Source organism: Corallococcus sp. CA053C (assembly GCF_003611675.1).
Classification (GTDB): Bacteria; Myxococcota; Myxococcia; order Myxococcales; family Myxococcaceae; genus Corallococcus.
Map to the genome: position 1 here is coordinate 1 of NZ_RAWA01000127.1, position 21,833 is coordinate 21,833.

Annotated in this window: 17 protein-coding genes and 1 pseudogene; 3 read left to right on the forward strand and 15 right to left on the reverse strand. The window is 70.6% G+C overall.

The window, feature by feature from the left end:
- Positions 1-277: pseudogene (locus D7V97_RS44690) on the forward strand (hypothetical protein); the annotation flags it as partial.
- 90 nt (positions 278-367) lie between these two features.
- Here D7V97_RS44690 and D7V97_RS18435 read toward each other — a convergent pair.
- The 8 genes from D7V97_RS18435 to D7V97_RS18470 form a co-directional block, all read right to left on the reverse strand.
- On the reverse strand, positions 368-685 hold the full coding sequence (locus D7V97_RS18435; protein ID WP_120611957.1) for a hypothetical protein: 318 nt from the start codon (positions 683-685) through the stop codon (positions 368-370).
- Between the two features lie 60 nt (positions 686-745).
- A complete protein-coding gene (locus tag D7V97_RS18440; RefSeq protein ID WP_233582948.1) occupies positions 746-2,068 on the reverse strand; it encodes an NAD(P)/FAD-dependent oxidoreductase in 1,323 nt (440 codons plus the stop codon).
- 136 nt (positions 2,069-2,204) lie between these two features.
- Positions 2,205-2,639 carry a hypothetical protein gene (locus D7V97_RS18445; RefSeq protein WP_120611959.1) on the reverse strand — a complete coding sequence of 145 codons (435 nt, stop codon included), beginning with the start codon at positions 2,637-2,639 and terminating at the stop codon, positions 2,205-2,207.
- A 38-nt stretch (positions 2,640-2,677) separates the two neighbouring features.
- Positions 2,678-3,175, reverse strand: coding sequence for a hypothetical protein (locus D7V97_RS18450; protein ID WP_120611960.1), 498 nt, complete (start codon positions 3,173-3,175; stop codon positions 2,678-2,680).
- A gap of 5 nt (positions 3,176-3,180) precedes the next feature.
- Complete coding sequence (locus D7V97_RS18455; RefSeq protein ID WP_120611961.1) at positions 3,181-4,539, reverse strand: hypothetical protein; 1,359 nt, start codon at positions 4,537-4,539, stop codon at positions 3,181-3,183.
- A 119-nt stretch (positions 4,540-4,658) separates the two neighbouring features.
- Complete coding sequence (locus D7V97_RS18460; protein ID WP_120611962.1) at positions 4,659-5,822, reverse strand: NAD-dependent epimerase/dehydratase family protein; 1,164 nt, start codon at positions 5,820-5,822, stop codon at positions 4,659-4,661.
- Positions 5,819-7,105, reverse strand: a complete 1,287-nt coding sequence (locus D7V97_RS18465; protein ID WP_120611963.1) for an NTP/NDP exchange transporter — start codon at positions 7,103-7,105, stop codon at positions 5,819-5,821. The genes D7V97_RS18460 and D7V97_RS18465 overlap by 4 nt, the downstream gene beginning before the upstream one ends.
- Before the next feature lie 68 nt (positions 7,106-7,173).
- On the reverse strand, positions 7,174-8,472 hold the full coding sequence (locus D7V97_RS18470; protein WP_120611964.1) for a pyridoxal phosphate-dependent aminotransferase: 1,299 nt from the start codon (positions 8,470-8,472) through the stop codon (positions 7,174-7,176).
- Positions 8,473-8,751: 279 nt separating this feature from the next.
- Here D7V97_RS18470 and D7V97_RS18475 point away from each other — a divergent pair, with 279 nt between their 5' ends.
- Complete coding sequence (locus D7V97_RS18475; RefSeq protein ID WP_120611965.1) at positions 8,752-9,423, forward strand: hypothetical protein; 672 nt, start codon at positions 8,752-8,754, stop codon at positions 9,421-9,423.
- A gap of 13 nt (positions 9,424-9,436) precedes the next feature.
- On the opposite strand, the gene D7V97_RS18480 is transcribed toward D7V97_RS18475, so the two are convergent.
- Together D7V97_RS18480 and D7V97_RS18485 are read right to left on the reverse strand one after the other, a co-directional pair.
- A complete protein-coding gene (locus tag D7V97_RS18480; RefSeq protein ID WP_120611966.1) occupies positions 9,437-9,844 on the reverse strand; it encodes a hypothetical protein in 408 nt (135 codons plus the stop codon).
- Between the two features lie 114 nt (positions 9,845-9,958).
- A complete protein-coding gene (locus D7V97_RS18485) occupies positions 9,959-10,834 on the reverse strand; it encodes an AraC family transcriptional regulator (protein ID WP_158623398.1) in 876 nt (291 codons plus the stop codon).
- 52 nt (positions 10,835-10,886) lie between these two features.
- On the opposite strand from D7V97_RS18485, the gene D7V97_RS18490 reads away from it, so the two are divergent.
- Positions 10,887-12,065 carry a putative glycolipid-binding domain-containing protein gene (locus tag D7V97_RS18490; protein WP_233582950.1) on the forward strand — a complete coding sequence of 393 codons (1,179 nt, stop codon included), beginning with the start codon at positions 10,887-10,889 and terminating at the stop codon, positions 12,063-12,065.
- 1 nt (position 12,066) lies between these two features.
- Here the strand turns inward: D7V97_RS18490 and D7V97_RS18495 are convergent, their stop codons facing one another.
- The 5 genes from D7V97_RS18495 to D7V97_RS18515 form a co-directional block, all read right to left on the reverse strand.
- Positions 12,067-14,025: a 4-alpha-glucanotransferase gene (locus D7V97_RS18495; protein ID WP_199728854.1), complete on the reverse strand. Its 1,959-nt coding sequence runs from the start codon at positions 14,023-14,025 to the stop codon at positions 12,067-12,069.
- Between the two features lie 70 nt (positions 14,026-14,095).
- Complete coding sequence (locus D7V97_RS18500) at positions 14,096-17,281, reverse strand: efflux RND transporter permease subunit (RefSeq protein ID WP_120611968.1); 3,186 nt, start codon at positions 17,279-17,281, stop codon at positions 14,096-14,098.
- A 45-nt stretch (positions 17,282-17,326) separates the two neighbouring features.
- Positions 17,327-18,580 carry an efflux RND transporter periplasmic adaptor subunit gene (locus D7V97_RS18505; protein ID WP_120611969.1) on the reverse strand — a complete coding sequence of 418 codons (1,254 nt, stop codon included), beginning with the start codon at positions 18,578-18,580 and terminating at the stop codon, positions 17,327-17,329.
- 241 nt (positions 18,581-18,821) lie between these two features.
- Complete coding sequence (locus D7V97_RS18510) at positions 18,822-20,681, reverse strand: hypothetical protein (protein WP_120611970.1); 1,860 nt, start codon at positions 20,679-20,681, stop codon at positions 18,822-18,824.
- A 159-nt stretch (positions 20,682-20,840) separates the two neighbouring features.
- Positions 20,841-21,812 carry an ADYC domain-containing protein gene (locus D7V97_RS18515; protein ID WP_120611971.1) on the reverse strand — a complete coding sequence of 324 codons (972 nt, stop codon included), beginning with the start codon at positions 21,810-21,812 and terminating at the stop codon, positions 20,841-20,843.
- Positions 21,813-21,833 lie beyond the last annotated feature (21 nt).

The following is a 21,833-nucleotide window of genomic DNA, read 5'->3' on the forward strand; positions in this document are numbered from 1 at the left end:
GGCCGAGGGCGCGGGCGGAGCGGAAGGCGCGGGCGGCGCCGAGGGTGCGGGCGGGCCCGAGCAGGCCCAGCAGGCCCAGGGTGCCGAGGGCAGCTCCGGCGCCGGTGGCATCGCCGAGGACGAGGACGAGAAGGACCCCATCAAGAAGCTGATGAAGGTCCTGCAGCAGCTGACCCAGATGATCAGCCAGCTCCAGCAGGCGATGGGTGCGCAGGGCGGCGGCGCGGCGGTCGGTGGTGCGACTGGTGGCGCGGCGCCGGTGGGCGGCGCGGCCTGAGCTTCCGCTTCCCCTCTTTGAAGTTGAACGGCCCGTTCCCCGCTTGTCGGAGGACGGGCCGTCGTCGTTCCGGCCGGGAGCCCGGGCGGATCAGCTCCGGATGAAGCCGCGCTTGAGCAGCTCCAGCTCCTGGCGCAGCTGCTGGGTCTTCTCCGTGGGCGCCACGTCCGTGCCGCCCTGCTGCAACATCCCGGAGAGCTGCGAGCGGACCGCCTCCACCAGCAGCGCCGACGTGGGCGCCAGGTGGGCGGGAAGCTGACGGGTCAGCTCCTCCAGCGTCTCGCGCAGGGCGACGGTCATGCGGCCCACCTCGTCCTCCAGCTGCGCGCGGGACAACCGGCCGGGCTGCTGCGCGGCCTGGGTCAACGCCTGGAGCGCCTTGAGCAACGTGTCCAGATCCTGCGCCATGTCCGTGCTCCTCGCGTGGGCTGCGCCCGACGGACGCGGAGCCTAGCGCGCCCTCCGGCCTCAGTGCACCGGCGCGGGCCGGGCCACCGGCAGGGCGGGCGGCACCGTGACAGCGGGCACGGACGGCCCCTGCTCCAGGGCCGGCATCCGGGGCGCCACCTTGCCGGTGATGAGCCTCATGTCCCGACCGCCCTGGGTGAAGAACGTGTAGCCCCAGTTGAGCATCACCGACAGCCGGTTGCGGAAGCCAATCAGGTAGGCGATGTGCACGCCCGCCCAGACGAGCCACGCGGACTTGCCGCGCATGCGCCACTTGTCGAAGAGCACCCCCACCGCGTAGCCCCGGCCAATCACCGCGAAGTTGCCCTTGTCGTGGTAGCGGAACGCCTGGAGCGGCTTGCGAACCAGCCGGTCGCGCACCGTCTTCGCCACGTGCCGCCCCATCTGCATCGCCGCCGGCGCGATGCCCGGCACCGGCTTGCCGTTCTGCTCCACCGACGCCACGTCGCCAATCACATACACGTCATTGTGGCCCGGCACGGTCAACTGGGGCGTCACCTTCACTCGCCCTGCGCGGTCCAACGGCACATCCAGCGAGCGCACCAGCGGCGACGCCGCCACGCCCGCGCCCCACAGCACCGTGCGCGTGGGAATGCGCTCCTCGCCCACCGTGACGCCCTCCGCGTCGATGCCCGTCACCATGGCCCCGGTGCGCACCTCCACGTGCAGCTTCTCCAGGTCGCGTTGCGCATCCTGGGACAGCTCCTCCGGATACGCCGTCAGCACCCGCGGCAGGCCCTCCAGCAACAGCACCCGCGCCTGTCGCGTGTCGATGCGCCGGAAGTCCTTCGGCAGCGAGTGCCGCGTCATGTACGCGAGCGCCCCCGCCAGCTCCACCCCCGTGGGCCCCGCGCCGATGATGACGAACGTCATCCACTCGCGCTGGCGCGCCGGGTCCGACTCGCGCTCCGCGGCCTCGAAGGCCGTCAGCACGCGCTCGCGGATCCGCACCGCGTCCTCCAGCGTCTTCAGCCCGGGCGCCACCTGCGCCCACTCCGGATGCTTGAAGTACGAGTGCGCCGCGCCCGTGGCCACCACCAGCGAGTCGTAGGGAATCTCTCCGCCTTCGACGACCAGCACCTTGCGGCGCGGATCCACCGACTTCGCCTCCGCCAGCATCACCTGCGTGTTGCGCGCCTTGAGCACGCTGCGGATGGGCGCGGAGATGTCCGCCGGGTTCAGCACCGCCGTCGCCACCTGGTACAGGAGCGGCTGGAAGAGGTGGTGGTTGTAGCGGTCCACCACCGTCACCCGCACGTCACGCGCCTTGCCCAGCGCCTTCGCGGCCTCCAGCCCGCCAAAGCCCGCCCCGACGATGACCACGTGATGCCTGCTGTCCCGTGCCTGTTCCATGGCGGAAAAGGTGCGGCCCCATGACGCGATCGGCCAGCACCCCCACCCTGTCCGCGCGTCCCATGCCCCCAGGACGCCCGGTCGCTCCACCAGCAGGCGACCGGCGCTACGCCTTCGGAGGCGGCGCGGTGGACACCAGCCCCAGCTGCCGGGCGATGCGCTCCACGTGCAGCAGCATCGCCGCCAGGGTGCGCGTGTCCTTCACCCACGGCAGCACCGCCACGCGCAGCTCGCCCAACACGCCGGTGCCCGCGGGGCCCGTGGCGCTCCACGCCGTGTCCAGCGCCTTGCGCGACGCTTCCTTCAGGGGCGTGTTGTCCGCGTCCTTGGGGATGAGGCGCTCGGACGCCTTGCGCAGGCTCTCCAGCAGCTCCAGCACCGTGGTCTGCGAGGTGCCCTCCAGCTTCAGCCGGTGGGCCATGCCCAGCGAGTGCTGGCCGTTGAGCCCCTCGCGCGGCTTGCCCTCCGGGGACAACAGCCCCTCGCGCAGGTACTCCGAGGGACGCGTGGCCGACAGGTCGACGTTTTCGACGGTTCCCATGGGTTCACCCAAAAAGAAGAAGTGGCGCGCCCATCACATCACGGCAGCGCCGCGAGCGCGTCCTGCACGTGCTTCTCGATGGCGGGGCGCTCCATCGTCGTCCACTTGGGGCCCGACCAGGGCAACCCACGCACCCCCTCCAGCAGCGCCTCCAACCGCGCGCGCTTGTCCTGCGTCCCCGCGTCCCCCTCCACCGTCGCACGCACCTCGCGGGCCACCCGGCCCTCCAGGGTGTCGCGCATGCAGCAGAGGTAGACGTCCTCCTCCAGCATCTTGGGGTTCAGGGGCCCGGCGCGGCCCGCCTGGAGCACCCGCTCGTGCGTGGACACCACGCGCGGCAGCAGGGACACGAGCGGCGCGGGCTCACCGAGCAGCGCCGCCATCTCCTGGTAGCCCTGCTGGTACGCGGGGCCCACCTTCTGCAGCCGCTCGTAGCAGCCCGCCGTCTGCGGATTGAACGGCGTGCCCGGCACCTTCGCCGCGCCGGGCGTCGCGGACTTGCATCCGAACAGCATGCTCCAGAGCCCCCCCAGCATCACGGCTACTCGTAGGTGATGCTGAGCTTGCCGGTACCGGCCATGAAGTTGGTGCTTCCGCTGGCCACGTCGCTGCCCTTGATCCATCCGGTCTGTCCGTTCCACGGGTCGGTCAGCAGGTACTGCCGGTCAGCGCCTTCGCCGCGCACGTCGGTCAGCATCAGCGCGTGCGAGCCACCGCCGTCCCAGTTCACCACGATGGGCACGTCGATGCCGTCCTTCAGCAGCGTGTCCGCGCGATCCAACGAACTCTGGCGGGCCGCCGGCGTGTCGGCGATGTCGTTGCGGGCGTAGGTGTGGTTGTTGTAGCGGCCCACCTGCGTGTCCAGCGTGGCCTCCGGCCACATGCCCGAACCGCCGGCCTGGCCGCGCTCCACCGCGACGCCGCCGTTGTTCTTCAGCGCGTCCGCCTGCTCGCGGCCGATGGCGGTGTTGGAGTCCGTGCTGTGGATGGGCTCGTCATGCAGCTTGCGCGCGTAGACCGGGTCCGCTTCCGCGCGGGCGATCTGCTGCGACGTGGGCGCGCACGAGTCGTTCCACCGCTGCTGGAGCGCGCCCGTCCCGCCGTTGAGGTCGATGACCGTGGACTGCCGCATCAGGTCCGCGCGCTGCGAGCCGGCGATGCGGGACGCGTACCCTGTCACCTCGTTCATCGCGCTCGACGTGCCACCGAACACGCTGCGCGCACGGTCCATCAGGCCGGGCGACGCCAGCTGCTCGCGCCGCGCGCCCACTGCCTTCAGGAGCAGCGCCCGCTCGCCCTGCACGTCCGCGCCGGCGATGCACTGGTTGTCCTTGTTGCCCGCGTTGTCCAGCGCGCCCTGCAGCGCCTTGTAGTCGCTGCCCGTCATGCCGATGAGCGCCTGCGCGGCGTCACGGGCCTGCGACGGCCCCATCACGCCCTCCTGCCCCGCGGCCCCCTTGGCATCGCGCGGCGTGGCCACGCCCTGGGTCAGCGTCTCCACCGTGGCCTGCGTGATGCGGTCCGGCCGCGTGTCCTGGAGCGTCTTCATCTCCAGATACGTGCGCGTGGCGCGGTCCGCGTTCGGCGTGTTGAGGACGTTCTGCTGGAGGAAGTTCAGCTCGTGCGTGAGCGCGTCGCCGCTCAGCGTGCTCAGCCGCGTCTGCAGGGCGGCCGCGTTCTCCGGGCTCAGCGTCCCCGGCGGCAGGCTGGTGAGCGTCTGCGACACCTGGGGTGGCACCGTGGCGGCGGCCGTCCCGCCCGTGGGAGCACCGCCGGGTACCTGCTGGAACGCATCCACCGTGTTGGTGCGCGCGGGCGCGACGGGCGCGGGCGGCGGCGCGACAGGGGCCTGCTCGGGCAGGCGCGTGCGCGGAACACTGGTATCGACTCGAACGGACATGGACTTCCCCCTCTAAAAAGTCAGCCTTTCCCCATTGTCGCCCACCCGTCCGGGAAAGTTGCCCCACCCTTCCCGGATCTCCCTCCTTATCCAGCCTACCTGTACCTACCCAGGGGACTTCAGCCGGCCTTGGCGGTGCCCTTCGCCTGCTTCCAGGCGTTGAGCAGCTCCTGCTCGCGCTCGGCCTTGAGGCCCGCGCGCTGCTTCTCCTGACGATCCGGAGGCAGGGCGTGGAACCACGCCAGCGTGTCGCGCACGGTGTCCGCCAGGGGACGGGTGGTCAGGCCCGCCTGGAGGGCGCGGGCGATGCTCACGCCGCCGAGGCCGCCTTCCGGGCCGGTGCGCGGCGTCCAGATGGGGATCTCCAGCAGGGGGTTCGGCTGCTGCTTCTCCAGGAAGGCGGTGTCCACCCAGGTGAAGCGCGCGTCGCTGCCGGTCGCCTCGCGGATGCCCTCCAGCAGGGTGCGCATCTTGATGGGCTGCGCGGGGCCGGTGACGTTGAAGACGCCCATCGTGCGGCGCTCCGCGTTGCGGATGATGAAGGCGGCCAGGTCGCGCGCGTCGACGAACTGCACCGGATCCTCGCCGTCACCGGGGGCCAGCATCTCCCCACCCTTGGCCACGCGCAGCGGCCAGTAGGTGAAGCGGTCCGAACCGTCGTCCGGCCCCACGATGTAGCCGGGGCGGATGTTGAGCGCACGGCCCGGGAAGGCGGCCTCCGCGGCCTGCTCGCAGAGCGCCTTGAAGGCGCCGTAGCTCGTCTCGGTGATCTCCTCCGGCGCCGTGGCCTCGATGGTCGCGACGGCGTCCGTCTCCGTCAGGTTCGGCTTCGTCATCTCCTTGTAGGCGGAGACGCTGGAGATGAAGACGTACTGGCCCACGTTGGGCGCCAGCAGCTCCGCGGAGGCCTTCACCAGGCGCGGGAAGTAGCCGGACGTGTCGATGACGACGTCCCACTTGCGGCCCTGGAGCGCCTTGAGGCCCTCGCCCTTGTTCGGGTCGCGGTCGCCCTGGAGCTTCTCCACGTCCGGGAAGAGGCCGGGGTTCGTCTTGCCCCGGTTGAAGAGCGTGAGGGTGTGACCGCGCGTCTTCGCGGCCTCCACCAGCGCGGGCCCCAGGAAGCGCGTGCCGCCGAGGATGAGGATGCTCAGGGGCTTTGCCTTGGGCTCCTCCGCCTCCGAGCCGGGGCCGGGCCCCGCCTTGGGGGTCGACGCACAGCCCAGTGCCTGGACCGCGCCCAATGCGGCCGCTGCTTGAATCACGCCTCTGCGGGTCAACTTCATGCCGTGGTTCCTCCGGGTAGGGGCTTCTGCGGAATGACTTCAGGGGTGCGCACGCGCTGCTGGCGCGCGAGGAACAGGGACACCGCGAGCCACAGCGCGGCCACCGGCACGGCCACCAGCGACAGGCCCGTCATGCCCAGGCCCATCGCGGTGAGGCCGCCCTGCAGCCACGCGCTCACCGTGTCGCTGCCGCGGTAGACCACCGTGTCGATGAAGCTCTTCGACTTGTAGCGGGCCTCGCGGTCCACGGTGGTGAAGAGGATTTCGCGCGACGGGCGCTCCAGCGCGTAGTGGCTCGCGCTCCGCAGCGCCTTCACGCCGATGAGCACCGCGAGCACGGGCGCGAACGCGAGCACGCCGAAGCCCAGCATGGTGAGCACCGGCGGCACCGCCATGGCCACGCCCAGCCCCAGCCGGGAGATGATCCGCCCGGTGACGAGCGTCTGCAGGCCCAGCGTCAGCACCTGCACCCAGAAGTCGATGTCCGCGAACGCCGCCGTGCGCGCCGCCGCGTCCTTCGCCATGCCCGCCACCAGCTGCACCTCCTGGTAGTACAGGAACGTGGAGGTGGCCGCGTACAGGAGGACCTGGAACCCCAGCGCGAGCAGGAACGGCGACGTCACCAGCAGGCGCAGCCCCGCGAGCATCCCGCCGCCCACCGGCCCCTCGCGCGTCGCGGGCTGGTGCTGGACGTCCCGCGCCCAGCCGCTCAGGCGGCGCACGCACTGCGCGCTCACCTCCAGCATCAGCGCGGACAGGAGGATGAGGTTCACCGGGCCCACGGGCTCCGCCAGCCGCCCCACCAGGAACGGGCCGACAATCATCCCCGTGGTGCCGCCCGCGGCGATGAAGCCGAAGAGCCGCTTGCCCTGGTCGCTGGCGAACACGTCCGCCATGAAGCTCCAGAAGATGGAGACCACGAACAGGTTGTAGACGCTCAGCCAGACGAAGAACGCCCGCGCCACGCCCTCCTTCGCCACGCCCAGCTTCAGCAGCACGAAGAAGACGAGCAGGTTGAGCAAGAAGAAGCGGTAGACGCGCGGCACGACGACGCGCCGGGGATAGCGCGCCACCAGCGCGGAGAAGGCCGGCACCGCCAGCAGCATCACGACGAACGTCACCGTGAAGAGCCAGGGCAGGTGCTTCACGTCCCCCGCCGTGCCCATCTCGTTGCGGATGGGCCGGAGGATGGCGTAGCCGCACATCAGCGTGAAGAAATAGACGAACGAGCCGAGGACCGCCCCCACCTCCTCGTCACGGACATCCACGAAGCGCTTGAGCATGATGGCGGCGCCCTCAACGGCGGCTCTGGCAGGCTATTCCCAACCTGCCTTCCTGGGGAGGAAAGTCGTTATTTCCCGGCGAGGATTTCGCGCACGGTGGCCTCCACGCGGGGCAGGGCCTGCTCGATTTCAGCGACGGAGGTGGCGCCCACGGAGAGGCGGAACCAGCCGGTGTCCTCGGCGAGGCCGAAGGCCTGGAAGGGCACCACGGCGAAGCGGGCCTTCTCCAGGAGGCGCTTGCGGATGGCGTCATTGGTGGTGAGGCCGTCCCGGCCCACCAGGTCGAACTGGACGGACAGGTAGATGGCACCCTGCGGCGCGATGGCGCGCACTGGCAGGCCCGCGTCCTTCATGCGCTGGAAGCCCCGGTGGAGCGCTTCCAGGCGTGCGTCCACGCTCGCACGCATGGTGGAGAGGAAGGCCTCGGAGGCCTTCGTGTCGTCCAGGTAGCGGGCGGTGGCGACCTGTTCGGCCTTGGGGGCCCAGGCGCCCACGTGGCCCAGCACGTCGCGCATGCGGGAGATGAGGGTGGGCGCGCCCACGCCCCAGCCCACGCGCACGCCGGTGGCGGCGAACGCCTTGCTGATGCCGTCCACGAACACGGTGTAGGGCGCGATGCCCGGCACCAACTCCACGGGCGTCACGTGCTTCGTGCCGCCGAAGCTCAGCACCCAGTAGATGTGGTCGTACATCAGGATGAGGGGCTTCTGGCCGCGGCCCTCACGGGCGCGGTTCTCCTCCACGATGCGCTCGCAGATGGCGCGCAGCGCGCCTGCGTCCACCATGGTGCCGGTGGGGTTGAGCGGGCTGCACAGGCACAGGAGGCGCGCGGTGGACAGGTGCGGCTCCAGCTGCGCCAGCGTGGGCATGAAGCCGGAGGCCGCGTCGGTGGTCACCACCACGCTCTTCGCGCCGAGCATGTGGGCGTAGTGGTTGTTGTTCCACGACGGCACCGGGTAGACGACGACGTCGCCCGCGTCCAACACCGCGCGGTAGGTGGCGTAGATGATGGGCCGCGCGCCGCCCGCGATGACGATGCCCTCCAGCGGATACTTCAGGCCCAGCGCGCGCTCGTAGAAGCGCTGCACGGCCTGGCGCAGCTCCAGCACGCCGTCCGACGGCGGGTAGTTCGTCTCACCGGCCTGGAGCGCGATGCCAATCTGGTCGCGCAGGCCGTCCGGGATGGGGAACTCCTTCGGACTGAAGTCGCCCACGGTGAGGTTGCAGACCGGGGTGCCTTTGGCCACCAGCTCGCGGATCTCCGCGGCGATGCGGAGGATTTCGCTGCCCACGAGTCCGCGCACCATGGTGCCCACGGTGGTGTCGTCGCGCGAGGGTCGCGGAAGGGAGGTCAGGTCGAGGGCCATGATGCGGAGTCTCCAGTTCGGGGGGCTCGAGGGGGTGGCCCGGGACGCGGCCGGGCGGACCCTATACGCAACCCGCCTGGGCGTGGGGACGCACTTCGGTGAACCCGACCGGGTGGTGGGGGTCCGGCGCGGCGGGCCCTCTCCGAAGCTCGGGCAGGCTCGGGCGCCTGTCCGGGAGCGCGCGGACCGGCGCATTGCCCGTGGCCCTCATGCGCCTGGTGTGCGAGGACTCGGAAGACTCCGCAGGACGGGGTTCCACAGAAAGGCTGGAGGAACGGGATGCGTCTGCGACAGGGGCTGTGCGTGTTGGGGATGGTGGGCGGCCTGTTCGGCGCGGGGTGCGAGAAACAGGAGCCGCCGACCGTGCCCATGGACGTCCCGGCCGTGCCTCCGCCGACGAACACGGTGCCCCGGGAAGGGACCGCCGCCGCCCTGCCGCCCGTGCACCGTGTGCTGGCCGTGGATGCGGGCGTCCGGCCGGATGCGGGCGCGGGCAGCAGCACGCTGGCCGCCGAACCCGCGTGGACCACGGAGGTGGTGGAGAAGAAGCGCGGCGAGCCGCCCTCCATCACGCTGCGCTCGGTGCGCACCGGCACGCACGAGGGCTACGACCGCACCGTGTTCGAGTTCGAGGGTCCCCGCCTGCCGGGCTACCACCTGGCGTACGTGAAGACGCCGGTGCAGGACTGCGGCTCGGGGAACGACGTGACGCCCCCGGGGAAGGCCGCGCTGGAGGTGCGCTTCAACCTGGCGCGGGCGCACACCGAAGAGGGTCAGCCCACGGTGGCGCAGCGCACGCTCAAGCCCGCGCTGCCGTCGGTGCTGGAGCTGGAGCGCCTGTGTGACTTCGAGGGCGAGGTGACGTGGGTGCTGGGCACCGCGCGGCGCGCCCCGTTCCGGGTGCTGGAGCTGCGGGAGCCCACGCGCCTCGTGCTGGACGTCCAGCACTGAGGCGACAGGGCGGCTACTTCTTCGGCGGCTGCGCGCGCTTCTTGTCGATGAGTTCGCGCGCCACGCGCTCCGACTCCGCGAAGTCCACGTCCACCGTCCACTTGCCGGTGAAGTACAGGGCCAGCATCAGCGCCTTGGCGCCCGCGCGCTGCAGCGGGCCCGTGCCCAGGTAGATGTGACCCCGGAACCACTCCGCCTTCGCCTGCTGCACCAGCAGCTCCCGCGCGTCCTTCTCGATGTTCGAGTTCGAAACGTCGGAGATGAGGAACACCGGCTGCTTCGCCGCCGCCGCCTCGCAGATCTCCAACACCTTGCGCGAGTCCTCCAGCTTCGCGGGCCCGTTGAACTTCATCACCAACAGGTCCGGCTCTTCGAAGTACGCGTGATGCGCACCGAAAATCCATTCACGACGGTTCTTCACGCGGTCCTCGCCTCGCTCTCACTCCAACCAGCTTAGACCGGATAACACTTACAACGGGATTTTCAACGATGAGGATGGCAATGCGAGACGACCTCACCTTCTCAGACTGTGAAGTCACACGCCTTTGACACGCGACGGGACGCCTGACGTTGGGTCCTCAATGACAACCGCCCGGGCGCGCCAGGCGGAAGGCGGGACCCCGAAGCGGGCGCGGAAGCGGCGGACGAACTCCGACAGGTCCCCGAAGCCGCAGGCGAACGCGACGTCCGCGATGCGCTCGCGGCCCGTGCGCAGGCGCTCGGCGGCGAGCAGGAGTCGCCGACCCAGCACGTAGCTGTAGGGGCTCTCCCCCACCACCTTGCGGAAGGTGCGCAGGAAGTGGTGACGGCCCATTCCCAACGCCTGCGCGAGTGGACCGAGGGAGAGGGGTTCGAGGAGCCGGGCTTCCATCATGCGCACCGCGTCCACCATGCGGCGCTCATCGCGAGCGCTGACGGGGCGCGCGCTGCCTTCATGGACTCCGCGCAACGCCGCGCCCGCCATCCGCAGGGTCAGCTCCTCCGCGGCCCGGGGATCCGGCTTCAGGGTCAGCGCGTGGACGTCCGCGAGCAGCGGCGCGAGGTGCTGGAGCGGAGGGAGGCGGTGCGTGGGAAAGCCCGTCCGCGTCACGCCCGACAGGTCCCCCGCCACCTCTTCCAGGAGGGAGGGCTCCAGGTGGAAGGCGACACAGCGGTCGCCCACGCCGTGCTCATGGCCACAGCAGAACGAGGCCTCGCGCTCGCCGAGCAGCACCGACCCGGGCGACAGCAACACGCGCCCGTGCTTCGAGCGGTAGGTGAAGTGGCCCGACAGGACGGCGGAGATGGACACCCAGGTGTGCTGTTCCTCGAACACGGGGTCCTTGGGGCCGGAGCGGCAGACCACCTCGCTCACCCGCCACCCCGGGCCGGAGGCCAGCCGGCGCGCGCTCACCAGGTCAACATTCCCCAAGCCCTCCCCGGCCTGACTTTCCATGCTGCGAAGGGAGGGAGGACGCGAACGCATGGCTGCGGACCTTTGCACGCCCACCCTCCTCAACTGGCGGATGGGGAGTCCGATGATGACGAGGGAAACAACGGCAGTCACGCGCGAGATCATCTGGCGGCGCGTGATGGATGATCTCGGGTTCGAACATGCCCGGGTGAGGCGCGACCAGGAAGGCACGGAGCTCGCCGGAGTCATCCTGGTCGCGGAGCAGGGCTCGCCCCTGCGGGTGGAGTATTCGGTCGTGTGTGATGCCGCGTGGCGGACGCGCCGGGTGACGGTGGCGCAGACGTGGCGCGGTGTCCGCCGGAGCCTCACCCTGGAGCATGACGGTGGTGGGCACTGGCGGCGGGAGGGAGTCGCGGCGCAGGAGCTGGAGGGCTGCACGGACGTGGACCTGGGCTTGAGTCCCTCCACCAACGCGCTGCCCATCAACCGGCTGCGGCTGGACGAGGGCGGCACCGCGGAGCTCCAGGCGGCATGGGTGCGCTTCCCCTCGCTGGAGGTCACGCCCGCGCGACAGGGCTATGCGCGCGTGGGGCCGGCGCGCTACCGATACGAGAGCCTCTCCAGCGGCTTCACCGCGATGCTGGACGTGGACGCGGAGGGCCTGCCCGTCGAATACGCCGGCGTATGGCGCCGGTTGGCGGAAGGCCCCGCCGCGCCGGAGTCTCCCGCCGAAGCGTTCACGAACGCCCTGGTGAGCCCGGGACCTTCGAGTGAGCTGGGCGATGCGGCGGCCACCTTCGGTTGGTTGGTGGGCGGCTGGGCCGGCGCCATCCACGACCATGCGGCGGATGGGACGGTCCGCCAGAGCGAAGGCGAGTGGTGGTTCCACTGGGTGCTGGAAGGCCGCGCACTCCAGGATGTCTTCATCGTGCCCACGCGACGCACGCGGGGTTCCGCGAGGCCGCTGCCCGGCACGGGGAACCGGTACGGCAGCACCGTGCGCACGTTCGACGCGGCCGAGGGACTGTGGCGCATCGTCTGGGTGAATCCCGTCACAGGCGCCATCAACCGGCTCGCGGGACGGCGGGAGGGCAACACCCTCATCCTGCTGGGCGAGGCGCAGGGAAAGCCCATCCGCTGGAGCTTCCACGACATCCAGCCGGACCGCTTCACCTGGCGCGGCGAGGAGCAGGACAGCGCCGGCAACTGGAAGCTCCAGGCGCAGTTCGACCTGCGGCGCATCGCCTGAGCTACGCGCCCCACCGAAGCTGCGACGCGGCGCGGTCCAGGCGCGCGAGGAGGTCCGCCTGGCGCGTGCGGGCCTCCGCACCTCCCGCGCGCAGGGCGAGCGCCAGCACCTGGGGCAGGTTGAGGGCGGCGCCCGCGCGCAGACGCTGCGCGTACTGACGGGTCCAGTCCTGCGGGATGCGCAGCGACCAGTTGCGAGCGTCAATGGTGCCCGGGGCGTTGTACGTCTCGGGCATGCCCAGCAGGTCCGCGAAGAACACCATCACGCTGTGCGCGCGGCTGGCGAAGAGGTCCGCGACCTTCGCCTGCGCGAGCAGTCCCGGATCTTTCGCGAGCTGATCCGCGAAGGCTTCACGGCCCTCCGCTTCCGGGTGCAGCCGCCACGCGAGGTAGTCCGCCTGGGCGCGCAGGACGTGCTTCCACTGCCATTCCCCGACGAGGCGCCAGAGGGACTTCGTGTCGTGGTTGCCCACCATCACCCAGTCCTCGGGGGCCACGTTCTCGCTGCGGTACACGTCCGCCGGGTTGTTCAGGTCCGCCTTCTGCGTGACGCGGAAGCGGCCCAGTCCGTCGCGGGCCATCACCTGCGACAGCTCGAAGGGCAGCGTGCTCAGCACCTCGCACAGCACGTCCTCCCGCGCCCGGCCGCGCTCACGGGCCGCGCGCACCACGGTGTCGAAGAGGAGCGCGTAGCGCCGCACCTGCTCCGGCGTCAGCGACTTCACCCAGCCATCGGCGTGACGCGGCTGGGAGCGGTCCAGTTGCTCCGGAGCGACGAGCGCGTAGCGGGACAGCTCCGGGTGGTCCGGCAGGTCTGGCGAAGAAAAGAGGCGTGCGCCGCCCTGCACGGCGCGCAGCGGATCCTGCGAGCCCGCGCGGTACACCCACGGGCACACAAGCCCGTGCGGGTGGTCGATGCGCAGCCCGTCGTACTCGGAGAGCATCTTGCCCAGCCGCGCTTCCATGAAGCGCAGCACCGGGCCGGGTGTCTTGCCGTCCGGAGCCACGTACTGCTCCGGATCCAGCACCGGGTAGTTCCACGGCTGGCCCTCCGGGTTGGTGCGGCTGGGCGGCGCGCCCATGAAGTACGCGCGCAGGAACAGGCCCTGCCGCGCCCACGCGTCCCGGGGCGAGAAGCCAATCTGCAAGTCGCCGTACAGCTTGAGGCCCCACCCGGCCGCGCGCTCGCGCAGGACGCCGTGCTGTTCGGCCACGAGGAACTGGCGGAAGGCGTACTGCTCCACCGCGTCGGCTTCGAGCGTGAGCAGCTCCCGGATGCGGGCCTCCGCCTGTGCCTCTTCCCCCGGGCGAGGCGCGAAGAGCCGCCCGTCCAGCGACTCCGCCCAGCCGCGCCAGTCGTCCGGCGTGTGCTTCTGTTCGCCGAGCACGTCGAAGAGCGCATCGGGTTCCAACCACGCCCGGTGCTCCTCGCGGAAGGCCGCGAAGCGCCGGGCCAGGGACACGATGGCCCCAGGCGCATCCGCACGGGCGCGCTCCCGGCGAAACGTGTCCCAGACCTCCTGGAGCGCCTGGGCCTGCGAATGACAGGCGAAGTGGTAGCGCGCATCCGGCCCCCCGCGCTCAGGCATCCCGGAGACGAACCGCGCCAGCGTGTCGCGGGACAGCAGCGCGCCCCAGGGCCCATGCGGATCCGTGAGCGGCGCGAGCGCCACGTTGAGCGTGTTGCGGGAGAACAGCGTGCCGTCATACGGCGACGGGTTGTGCGCGGTGGTCTGTCCCTGCGGCCCCAGCTGGATGCCGGTGAAGCCCAGGTCGCGGGCGAAGGCGAGGAAGCGCGCGGCGCCCTCGGAGTACGGCGAGCCCCGGCCCAGGTCCTCGCCAGGGAGGTCGGGGAAGCTGGGGTCGTGGAGGCTCAGGACCCAGCGGGTGACGCCCAGTGCCTCCAGGGCCTCGGTGATGAGCGCGCGGTGCGAATCGGGCAGAGGGGACGGGGGCTCCACACCCCGACCCTATGGCCCCGCGCTCGGAGCGCCAACCGTTCCCTGGGGTGACGCGGGGGTCCGCCCCACATCAGTCCTGGCGGGCCTGCGGTTGGGGTCGCGGCTCACCACCTCCGTGCACCGGACCGTGACCCTGCGTGTCCCTCTTGAACACCTTGCGCAGCTTGCGGGTCATCCACGTCCGACCGTCCGAAAGAATCTCATACACCGTCGGAATCACCAGCAGCGTGAGCAGCGTGGAGGTGATGACGCCGCCAATCACCGCGCGGCCCAGCGGCGCCCGGAAGTCACCGCCCTCTCCGCTCCCCATCGCCACCGGCACCATGCCGGCGATGAGCGCGAAGGTCGTCATGATGATGGGGCGCAAGCGGATGCGCCCCGCCTCGATGAGCGCTTCGCGCAAGGGCATCCCCTTCTCGTGCTGCCACTTGGCGAAGTCGATGAGCAGGATGGCGTTCTTCGCCACGATGCCCATCAGCAGGATGACGCCGATGAGGCTCATGATGTTCAGCGTGTCGCCGGTGATCACCAGCGCCAGCACCACGCCGATGAGCGACAGCGGCAGCGACATCAGGATGGCCAGCGGATCCAGGAACGAACCGAACTGGATGACGAGGATGAGGTACATCAACATCACCGCCACGCCCAGCGCCAGGAACACCCGGCCGAACACCTCCTGCTGATCCGCCGACTCGCCGCCCGACGACAGCTCGTAGCCCGGCGGTAGCTTCACGGCCTCCAGCCGCGTCTGCACGTCGCGCATCACCTCCGACAGCGACCGCCCCGCCACGTTCGCCTGCACGTTGATGACCTTCTCGCGGTTCAGGTGGTCGATCTGCGCCGGGCCCACCGTCTGGTTCACCGTCACCACCTGGCCCAGCGGCACCACCACCGGCGTGCCCGTGGGGCCCGTGCCAATCACCAGCGGAAGCTGGGCCAGGTCCGACGGGTGCTCGCGGAACTGGGGCGCCAGCCGCACCATCACGTCGCGCGTCTCGCCAATCGGATCCACCCAGTCCCCGGAGTCCAATCCCGCGAAGGCCGGCCGCAGCGACTGCGCCACCATGCCCACCGTCACGTTGAGCTGTCCCGCCACGCCCCGGTTCAGCTCCACCTCCAGCTCCGGCTTCTCGCCGCGCGTGGACAGCCCCACGTCCACCGCGCCCGGCACCTGCTTCACCTCCTTCATCACCCGCTGGGCCACCTCGTTGAGCCCCTTGGACTCCGGCCCGCGCAGCTCCAGCTGGATGGACTTGATGGCCCCACCGAAGCCGCTGGTGAACACCGACACCGACGCGCCACCCACCGCGCGCAGCTCGTCGCGCAGCGTCTTGCCCAGCGTCTCCTGGCTCGCCTTGCGCTCGTCCTTCGGCTTGAGCCTCACGTACACCAGCGCCTGATCCACACCCGGCGAGCGCAACGGCAGCGGCACGCCGATGGTCGTGTACGTGTACGCGACCTCCGGGTGCGCGCGCGTGAGGCGGGACACCTCCTCCACCTTGCGCCGCGTGTAGTCCAGGCTGGAGCCCGCGGGCGTCTCCACCAGCATCTCGATCTCCGCGCGGTCGCTCACCGGCACGAAGCCCGCGCCGCCGAAGAAGCCCTGCAGCGCGACCGCGCCCACCAGCGAACCCACCGCCAGCAGCACCATCGCGAGCCGGTGGTCCAGCGCCCAGGCGATGACGCCCTTGTAGCGGTCCGCCTGCCGGTCGAACCAGTGGTTGAACCGCGCCAGGCCCCGCGAGATGAAGCCCCGGCGCTCGCCCTTCTCCACCTGCGGGTCCGGCCAGTACGCGCTGAGCATCGGGTCCAGCGAGAAGCTGACGAACAGCGACACCAGCACGGAGATGGCGATGGTGAGCGCGAACGGCTTGAACCACTGCCCCGCCACCCCGTACATGAACGCCACCGGGACGAACACCGCCACGATGGAGAACGTCGTGGCCGCCACCGCGAGCCCAATCTCGTTCGTGCCCTCGCGCGCCGCCGTGTAGTGGTCCTTCCCCATCTCCACGTGCCGCACGATGTTCTCTCGCACCACGATGGCGTCGTCGATGAGGATGCCGATGGCCAGCGTCAGCCCCAGGAGCGACATCGTGTTGAGCGTGAAGCCGAACGCCCACACGCTCACGAACGACGCCAGCACGCTCACCGGCAGCGCCAGGCCGGTAATCACCGTCGAGCGCCACGAGTTGAGGAACAGGAACACCACCAGCACCGTCAGCAGCGCGCCTTCAATCAGCGCCTGCTGCACGTTGACCACCGAGTTCTCCACGCGCGTGCCCGCATCGCGAACGATTTCGAGCCGCGCGTTGGCGGGCAGCCGCTGCTGGAGCGCCTTGACGCGCTCGCGCACGCCGTCCGCGACCTCCGTGGTGCTGTAGCCCTTGGACTTGATGACCTCGATGCCCACCGCCTGCGCGCCGTTGTAGAGCGACAGCGTGCGCGGCTCCTCGGTGCCGGCGAACACGTCCGCCACTTCTCCCAGCCGCAGCGTGCGCCCGTTGCGCTCCGCGATGGGCACCCGCGCGAAGTCCTCCGGCGTGTCCAGCCGGCCCTTGAGCCGGATGGTGCGCTCCTGCAGTTCGGAGTTGAGCCGGCCCACCGGCGCCGCCAGGTTCTGCGCCTGGAGCGCCCCCACCACCTGCGCCACCGACAGGCCCGCCGCCTGGAGCGCCGCGGGCTTCACCTGCACCGTCATCTCCCGGTCCACGCCGCCCACCACCGTGGCCTGCGCCACGCCGGGCACCGAGCGCAGGTCGCCCACCACCAGCGGATCCGCGATGAGCGTCAACGCGGGCACGTCCAGCGCGGTGGACGTGAGCACCAGCGACACGATGGGTTGGTCCGACGGGTCGAAGCGCGTGAGGATGGGCTCCTCCATCTCCTGCGGCAGGTCCGCGCGCTTGCTGGAGATGGCGTCCCGGATGTCCTGCGACGCCTCCTGGATGTCCTTTTCGAAGTCGAAGAAGACGGTGAAGTTCGCCAGGCTGTCCGTGGAGCTGGACGTCGTCTTCTTCCCGTCCACGCCGGAGATGCTGAAGATGGCGTCTTCGATGGGTTCGACGATTTCACGCTCCACTGTGTCGGGTGATGCGCCTGGGTACGCGATGGTGACGTTGATGACCGGCTGCTGCACGTCCGGGAACTCGTCCGTCTCCAGGTTGATGAGCGCGACGATGCCGAACACGACGAGCGCCACCATGGCCGTGACGGTGATGATGGGGCGCTTGATGGCGAAGTCGGAGATGAACACGGACCACTCCTGCACTGCCTGAAGAGGTGGGGCGCGCGGCCGCGCCTACGGGGTCTGCTTGGGAGGCGTGGGCGTGCCGGCGGCCCCTGGCGGCGCGGGCGCCCCGGACGCATTGCCCGCGCCGCCCACCCCGGAGGCCTCCCGCGGGGCCGCGGGCTTCTTGTGTCCCTCGGGCGGCGCGGTGAGCTTCACCGGCGTGCCCGGGGTCAGGTCGCGCGCGGAGCCCAGGACCACCACGTCCCCGGCCTTCAACCCCGAGCTCACCTCCACCGTCTGCGCCACGTCGTCCCGCAGGCCGAGCTTCACCGCCACCTGCTCCACCTTGCCGTCGGCGATGCGCAGCAAGGTGGGTGGATCCTGCCGCGTGTCCAGCGCGTCCACCGGCACCGCGAGCGCCTGCTTCGACTGCGACGCCACGCGCCCTTCCGCGAACAGACCCGACAGCAGCGTCTGCTCGCTGTTGGGGATGCGCACGTAGATGCGCACCTGGCCCGTGGCCGGGTCCACGGCCGGGTTGATGAGCGCCACCTCTCCCTTGAACTCGCGGCCGGCGTAGCCGTTGACGCGGAAGTCCACCGGCGTGCCCACCTGCACCTGGTCCAGTTGTGCCGCGGGCACGGAGGCCTCCAGCCGCAGCGTGGCGGGGTCCACCACCGTGAAGAGCGGCGCGCCCGGCTGGACGATGTCGCCCGCGTGCACCTGCCGCTCGCTCACCACCCCCGTGAACGGCGCGGTGATGCGCGTGCGGCCCAGCTGGTCCTGCGCCAGCGTCAGCCGCGCCTGCGCCTCCGCGAGCTGCCCTTCCGCCTGCGTCCGGGCCAGCTGCGTGCGTTCGAATTCGCGGCGGGTGATGACGCCCTGTTTGACGAGCTGTTGGAGCCGCTGCTCGTCCGCCTTCGTTACCTGCAAGGCATTGCGCGCCACGCGCACGGTGGAGCTGGCCGCCAGCACCTGCGCGCGCAGCGTGCCCTCCTCCACGCGCGCCAGGAGCTCGCCCTCCTTCACCGCCTGCCCCTGGTCCGCCTTCACGTCCAGGATGCTGCCCCCCACCTGGGCCCGCACGCTCGCCAGCCGCCGGGCCTGGAGCGAACCGGAGATGACGGGGCCACTCTGCAGTTGCATGGGCTCCACGCGCACGGCGTTCTCCGGGCCCAGCGACACCACCGTGGGCGTCGTGGGCGCCGCCTCCTCCGAGCGCTGCCCGCATGCGGCCGCCAGCCAGACGACCCCCAGCAGGGCCCCCAGCCGGAGCCCCGCGCGCGGGGCCCGACGTCCCGGTGTTGATTCGGCTCGTCTCACGGCCTGCCTCCCCCGCCCCTGAAGCGCTCCCCCTGTGAGAACAGGGGCACCCCCGGGGCCGGGTAAACGTGGTGCTGCCCCCCCGGCCGGGGAAGTCGGCGGGGCGTACAGGGTGGGTCTTGAAAACACCCAACGTCCGTCCCCACGGCGGGCAGGCGGGCGGGCACGAGCGCCCGAAACGCCAACGGCCTCCGCTCCCGACATGGGAACGGAGGCCGCGGGTGATGACGGTCCGAAAGACTTAGTGGACCGCGGCGCTGGTGCTCAGGAACGGCAGGGTCAGGCAGCTCTGGTTGGCCGTCTGGTCGAGGAACGTCTGACGGGCCAGGATCTCGTTGAAGTTGCGCACGGGCGCGCCGTCCGCGCGGTCCGGGAAGGACAGCGGGCCGCTGAGGAAGGGCGACAGCACGCCGTTCTGGTTCACGTGGGTGAAGCTCGTGGCCAGCTCGTCGCCGTGGCAGCCGTCACAGGTGTTGAGCGAGAAGACGTGACGGGCCTGACGGTTGGGGATGGACGCGGCGGGCAGGCTCCAGAAGGGAGGCGTGCCGAACGGCGACGGGATGATGGCGCGACCGCCGCGGAACGCACTGGCGGCCCACACCAGCGGGACGGTGTACGTGGGCGGCACGGCGACGATGGCCGGCACGTTGCCGTTCACGTAGGGCGCGAACACGGCGGCCTTCGTCGCGCGGTCCGGCGTCTGGGCTACGGTGTGGCTGTTGAGGTGGGCCAGCAAGGGGCCGGGGGCGGCGTACGAGTTCGGGTTGATGGTGGTGTTCCACAGGCGGAACTCACGCAGCTCCCACGGCGAGCCGATCCACAGCTCGTTGGTGCGCACCTGGTTGATGGAGCTGCGGTTGGGCTTGCGCGGCGACAGGTCGCGCTTGGCGAACTGCTCCGTGAGGGCCTCCAGCGCCGCGTTGTACGCGGGGCTGCCCAGCACCAGCCCGGACAGGGCCTGCCACTGCTGCGCGTAGCTCTTGATGGACAGACAGTCGTTCTTGTCCACCCCGTACTCCAGGATGACCAGGAAGGGCGCCGTGTGGCACGACGTGCCGGTGCCCTCGGTGACGGCGAAGATGAAGCGCCCCTCGCCCGCGCGGCCGGTGCCGTATGCGGGGTTCGCGCCGGCCAGGTCCAGCCGGTTCACGATGGCGATGAGCTTGAAGGGCGACCGCGCCAGGTTCAGCTCGCCCGTGGTCAGCTTCGGCCAGGGGGTGACGAGCTTGGGCACGATGTTGGGGCGCGCGGGGCTGACGAAGGTGTTGATGGTCTTCGGCGCCTCCCACTGCCGCACCCACTCGCGCACGAAGGTGGTGGGGGCCACGCCCGTGAAGGGCTGGTTGGCCATCTCCGTCATCAGGTAGTTGAACGTCCACTTGCCCGTGGGATTGCCCACGTTGGTGCACGGGTCCCAGGTGCGCGTCGGATCATTCACGACGGACGGCGCCCGGATGATGAGCGAGCGCGCCGGGTCCACCAGCGTCGCCAGGCCAATGGGCCGGATGGGCACGCGCTGGCCCACCTGGAAGACGCTGCTGGACAGCGCCGTCACCGGGACGGTGCGCACCAGCTCGCGGCCCTCGAACACCGCGGTCGTGAGCGGCTCCTGGGAGGAGGCCTGCGTGTCCCGGATGCGCTGCTGCTCCGCCTGGAGCGCCACGAAGTCGAAGGTGCCGCTGGCGGTGAAGCTCAGGTCTCCGGCCACCGCGTCGCCGTTCGTGCCGTCGTCGCGGAAGAGCAGCTGCTGGGTCTCGTCCAGCATCGCCAGCGTCTTGCCGCGGAACTGCTCGTTCTGCTCGCGCTTCGCATCCAGCTTCAGCTCGAACACCGCCGCCGTGGTCTTGCTCACCACGTCCTGCGGGATGGCGACCAGCGACTCGACCACGGGGCGCGCGGGCGCGTCGTCCGGATCATTGTTCGCCGAGGCCAGCTCCGCGTCCAACGTGGCGGCCGGGTCCGCCACCGGCGCGGAGGGCTCCGAGGCTTCGGGCGCGGGCTGCCCACAGCCCACCACGAGGGACGACGCCAGCAGCGCGAACGGCAGACGCCAGCGCACGCTCCGGGAATGCTTCCACAGCGAAGACAGGTCAGGCTTCATGAAGGCTCCTTCCACGACGGGGAAACCACGACGACAGGCCTCGATGGGGCTCCCGGATGTGAATCAGGCGTTCTCATAACATGAAACACTGACTTTTAGAGACTTCCGGTTTTTGTAACCTATTCCGTTACAAGCCAGCCATTGTTGTAGCCTGTCAGGCTACAAGCCGGTGACACCGTACGGCGTCTCGCTGATGAGGCGGGTGCCGGACTGGAAATGGGTGGTGTCGCCGCAGTCCGGGATGGCGGTGAAGCCGGGGCACGAGACGGCCGTGTGGGCGCGCGTCTCGGAGGTGAAGCAGCGGGCGCCATCCTCGTTCCACTCGCCTTCCAGGCTCCAGGACTCGGTGTCGCCCTGGACGCCCGCAGCGTCGTAGAGGTTGACCCACTGGCCATCCGTGGTGTGCGACTCGCCGTCGCCGCAGAAGTCCGCGCGCACCATGCGGGTGCAGGCCTGGTGGTGGCCGGCGAGGCTCTGCCCGTCCGCGCCGGTGGCCCACGGCTTGTAGCCAAAGTGCATGCACTTCGCGATGGCGGCGCCCTCGCAGGCGAAGGTGAAGGCGCTGGCGTCCTCAATCTTGTCGCCGCCCTCGCCGGGCACGCCCTGGCGGTAGTCCCAGCGACCGGCGACCGCGATGGCGGAGGTGTCAGCGCCGTTGGCGTCCTGGCACACCGCGCGCCAGCTGCCGTCGCTGCCCTGGTAGGAGACGCGGTAGGACCACAGGTCGCTGTCCACGCCGGTGCCCTGGGCGACGCTGTCCACGCGCAGGGGCAGGGGGGAGCCGTCACCGAGCCGGCCGGTGAAGCGCGCGCCGGTGAAGGCGGTGCCCGTCACGCGGGTGGCGCCGTCGAAGCCGACGAAGGCCGAGCCCTCCAGCCGCACGCCGTTAAGCACCTTGCCGCTGGCGGAGCGGGCGTCCGCGTAGTCCACGGACACCAGCATGCTGCCGAGCTCGGAGTTGTTGAGGTTGCGTCCGTTCAGGTTGCGGCCATTGAGATTGCGCCCGTTGGGGGAGACCAGCTCCGCCACCTGCGAGCGCAGGGAGGGAACCTCGGGCTCCGACGATTCCGTGCCACAGCCCACCGCCACGACGGCAAGACACGCCGCGACCACTCGCTGCAACGTCTTCATCTGGATGCCCCTTCCCCTGCC

Bases quoted from the DNA above. Each gene is read 5' to 3' on its own strand.
- D7V97_RS18435 (WP_120611957.1), bottom strand. From the start codon at position 685: ATGGCGCAGGATCTGGACACGTTGCTCAAGGCGCTCCAGGCGTTGACC.
- D7V97_RS18445 (WP_120611959.1), bottom strand. From the start codon at position 2,639: ATGGGAACCGTCGAAAACGTCGACCTGTCGGCCACGCGTCCCTCGGAG.
- D7V97_RS18450 (WP_120611960.1), bottom strand. From the start codon at position 3,175: ATGCTGGGGGGGCTCTGGAGCATGCTGTTCGGATGCAAGTCCGCGACG.
- D7V97_RS18455 (WP_120611961.1), bottom strand. From the start codon at position 4,539: ATGTCCGTTCGAGTCGATACCAGTGTTCCGCGCACGCGCCTGCCCGAG.
- D7V97_RS18460 (WP_120611962.1), bottom strand. From the start codon at position 5,822: ATGAAGTTGACCCGCAGAGGCGTGATTCAAGCAGCGGCCGCATTGGGC.
- D7V97_RS18465 (WP_120611963.1), bottom strand. From the start codon at position 7,105: ATGCTCAAGCGCTTCGTGGATGTCCGTGACGAGGAGGTGGGGGCGGTC.
- D7V97_RS18470 (WP_120611964.1), bottom strand. From the start codon at position 8,472: ATGGCCCTCGACCTGACCTCCCTTCCGCGACCCTCGCGCGACGACACC.
- D7V97_RS18475 (WP_120611965.1), top strand. From the start codon at position 8,752: ATGCGTCTGCGACAGGGGCTGTGCGTGTTGGGGATGGTGGGCGGCCTG.
- D7V97_RS18490 (WP_233582950.1), top strand. From the start codon at position 10,887: ATGGCTGCGGACCTTTGCACGCCCACCCTCCTCAACTGGCGGATGGGG.
- D7V97_RS18510 (WP_120611970.1), bottom strand. From the start codon at position 20,681: ATGAAGCCTGACCTGTCTTCGCTGTGGAAGCATTCCCGGAGCGTGCGC.
- D7V97_RS18515 (WP_120611971.1), bottom strand. From the start codon at position 21,812: ATGAAGACGTTGCAGCGAGTGGTCGCGGCGTGTCTTGCCGTCGTGGCG.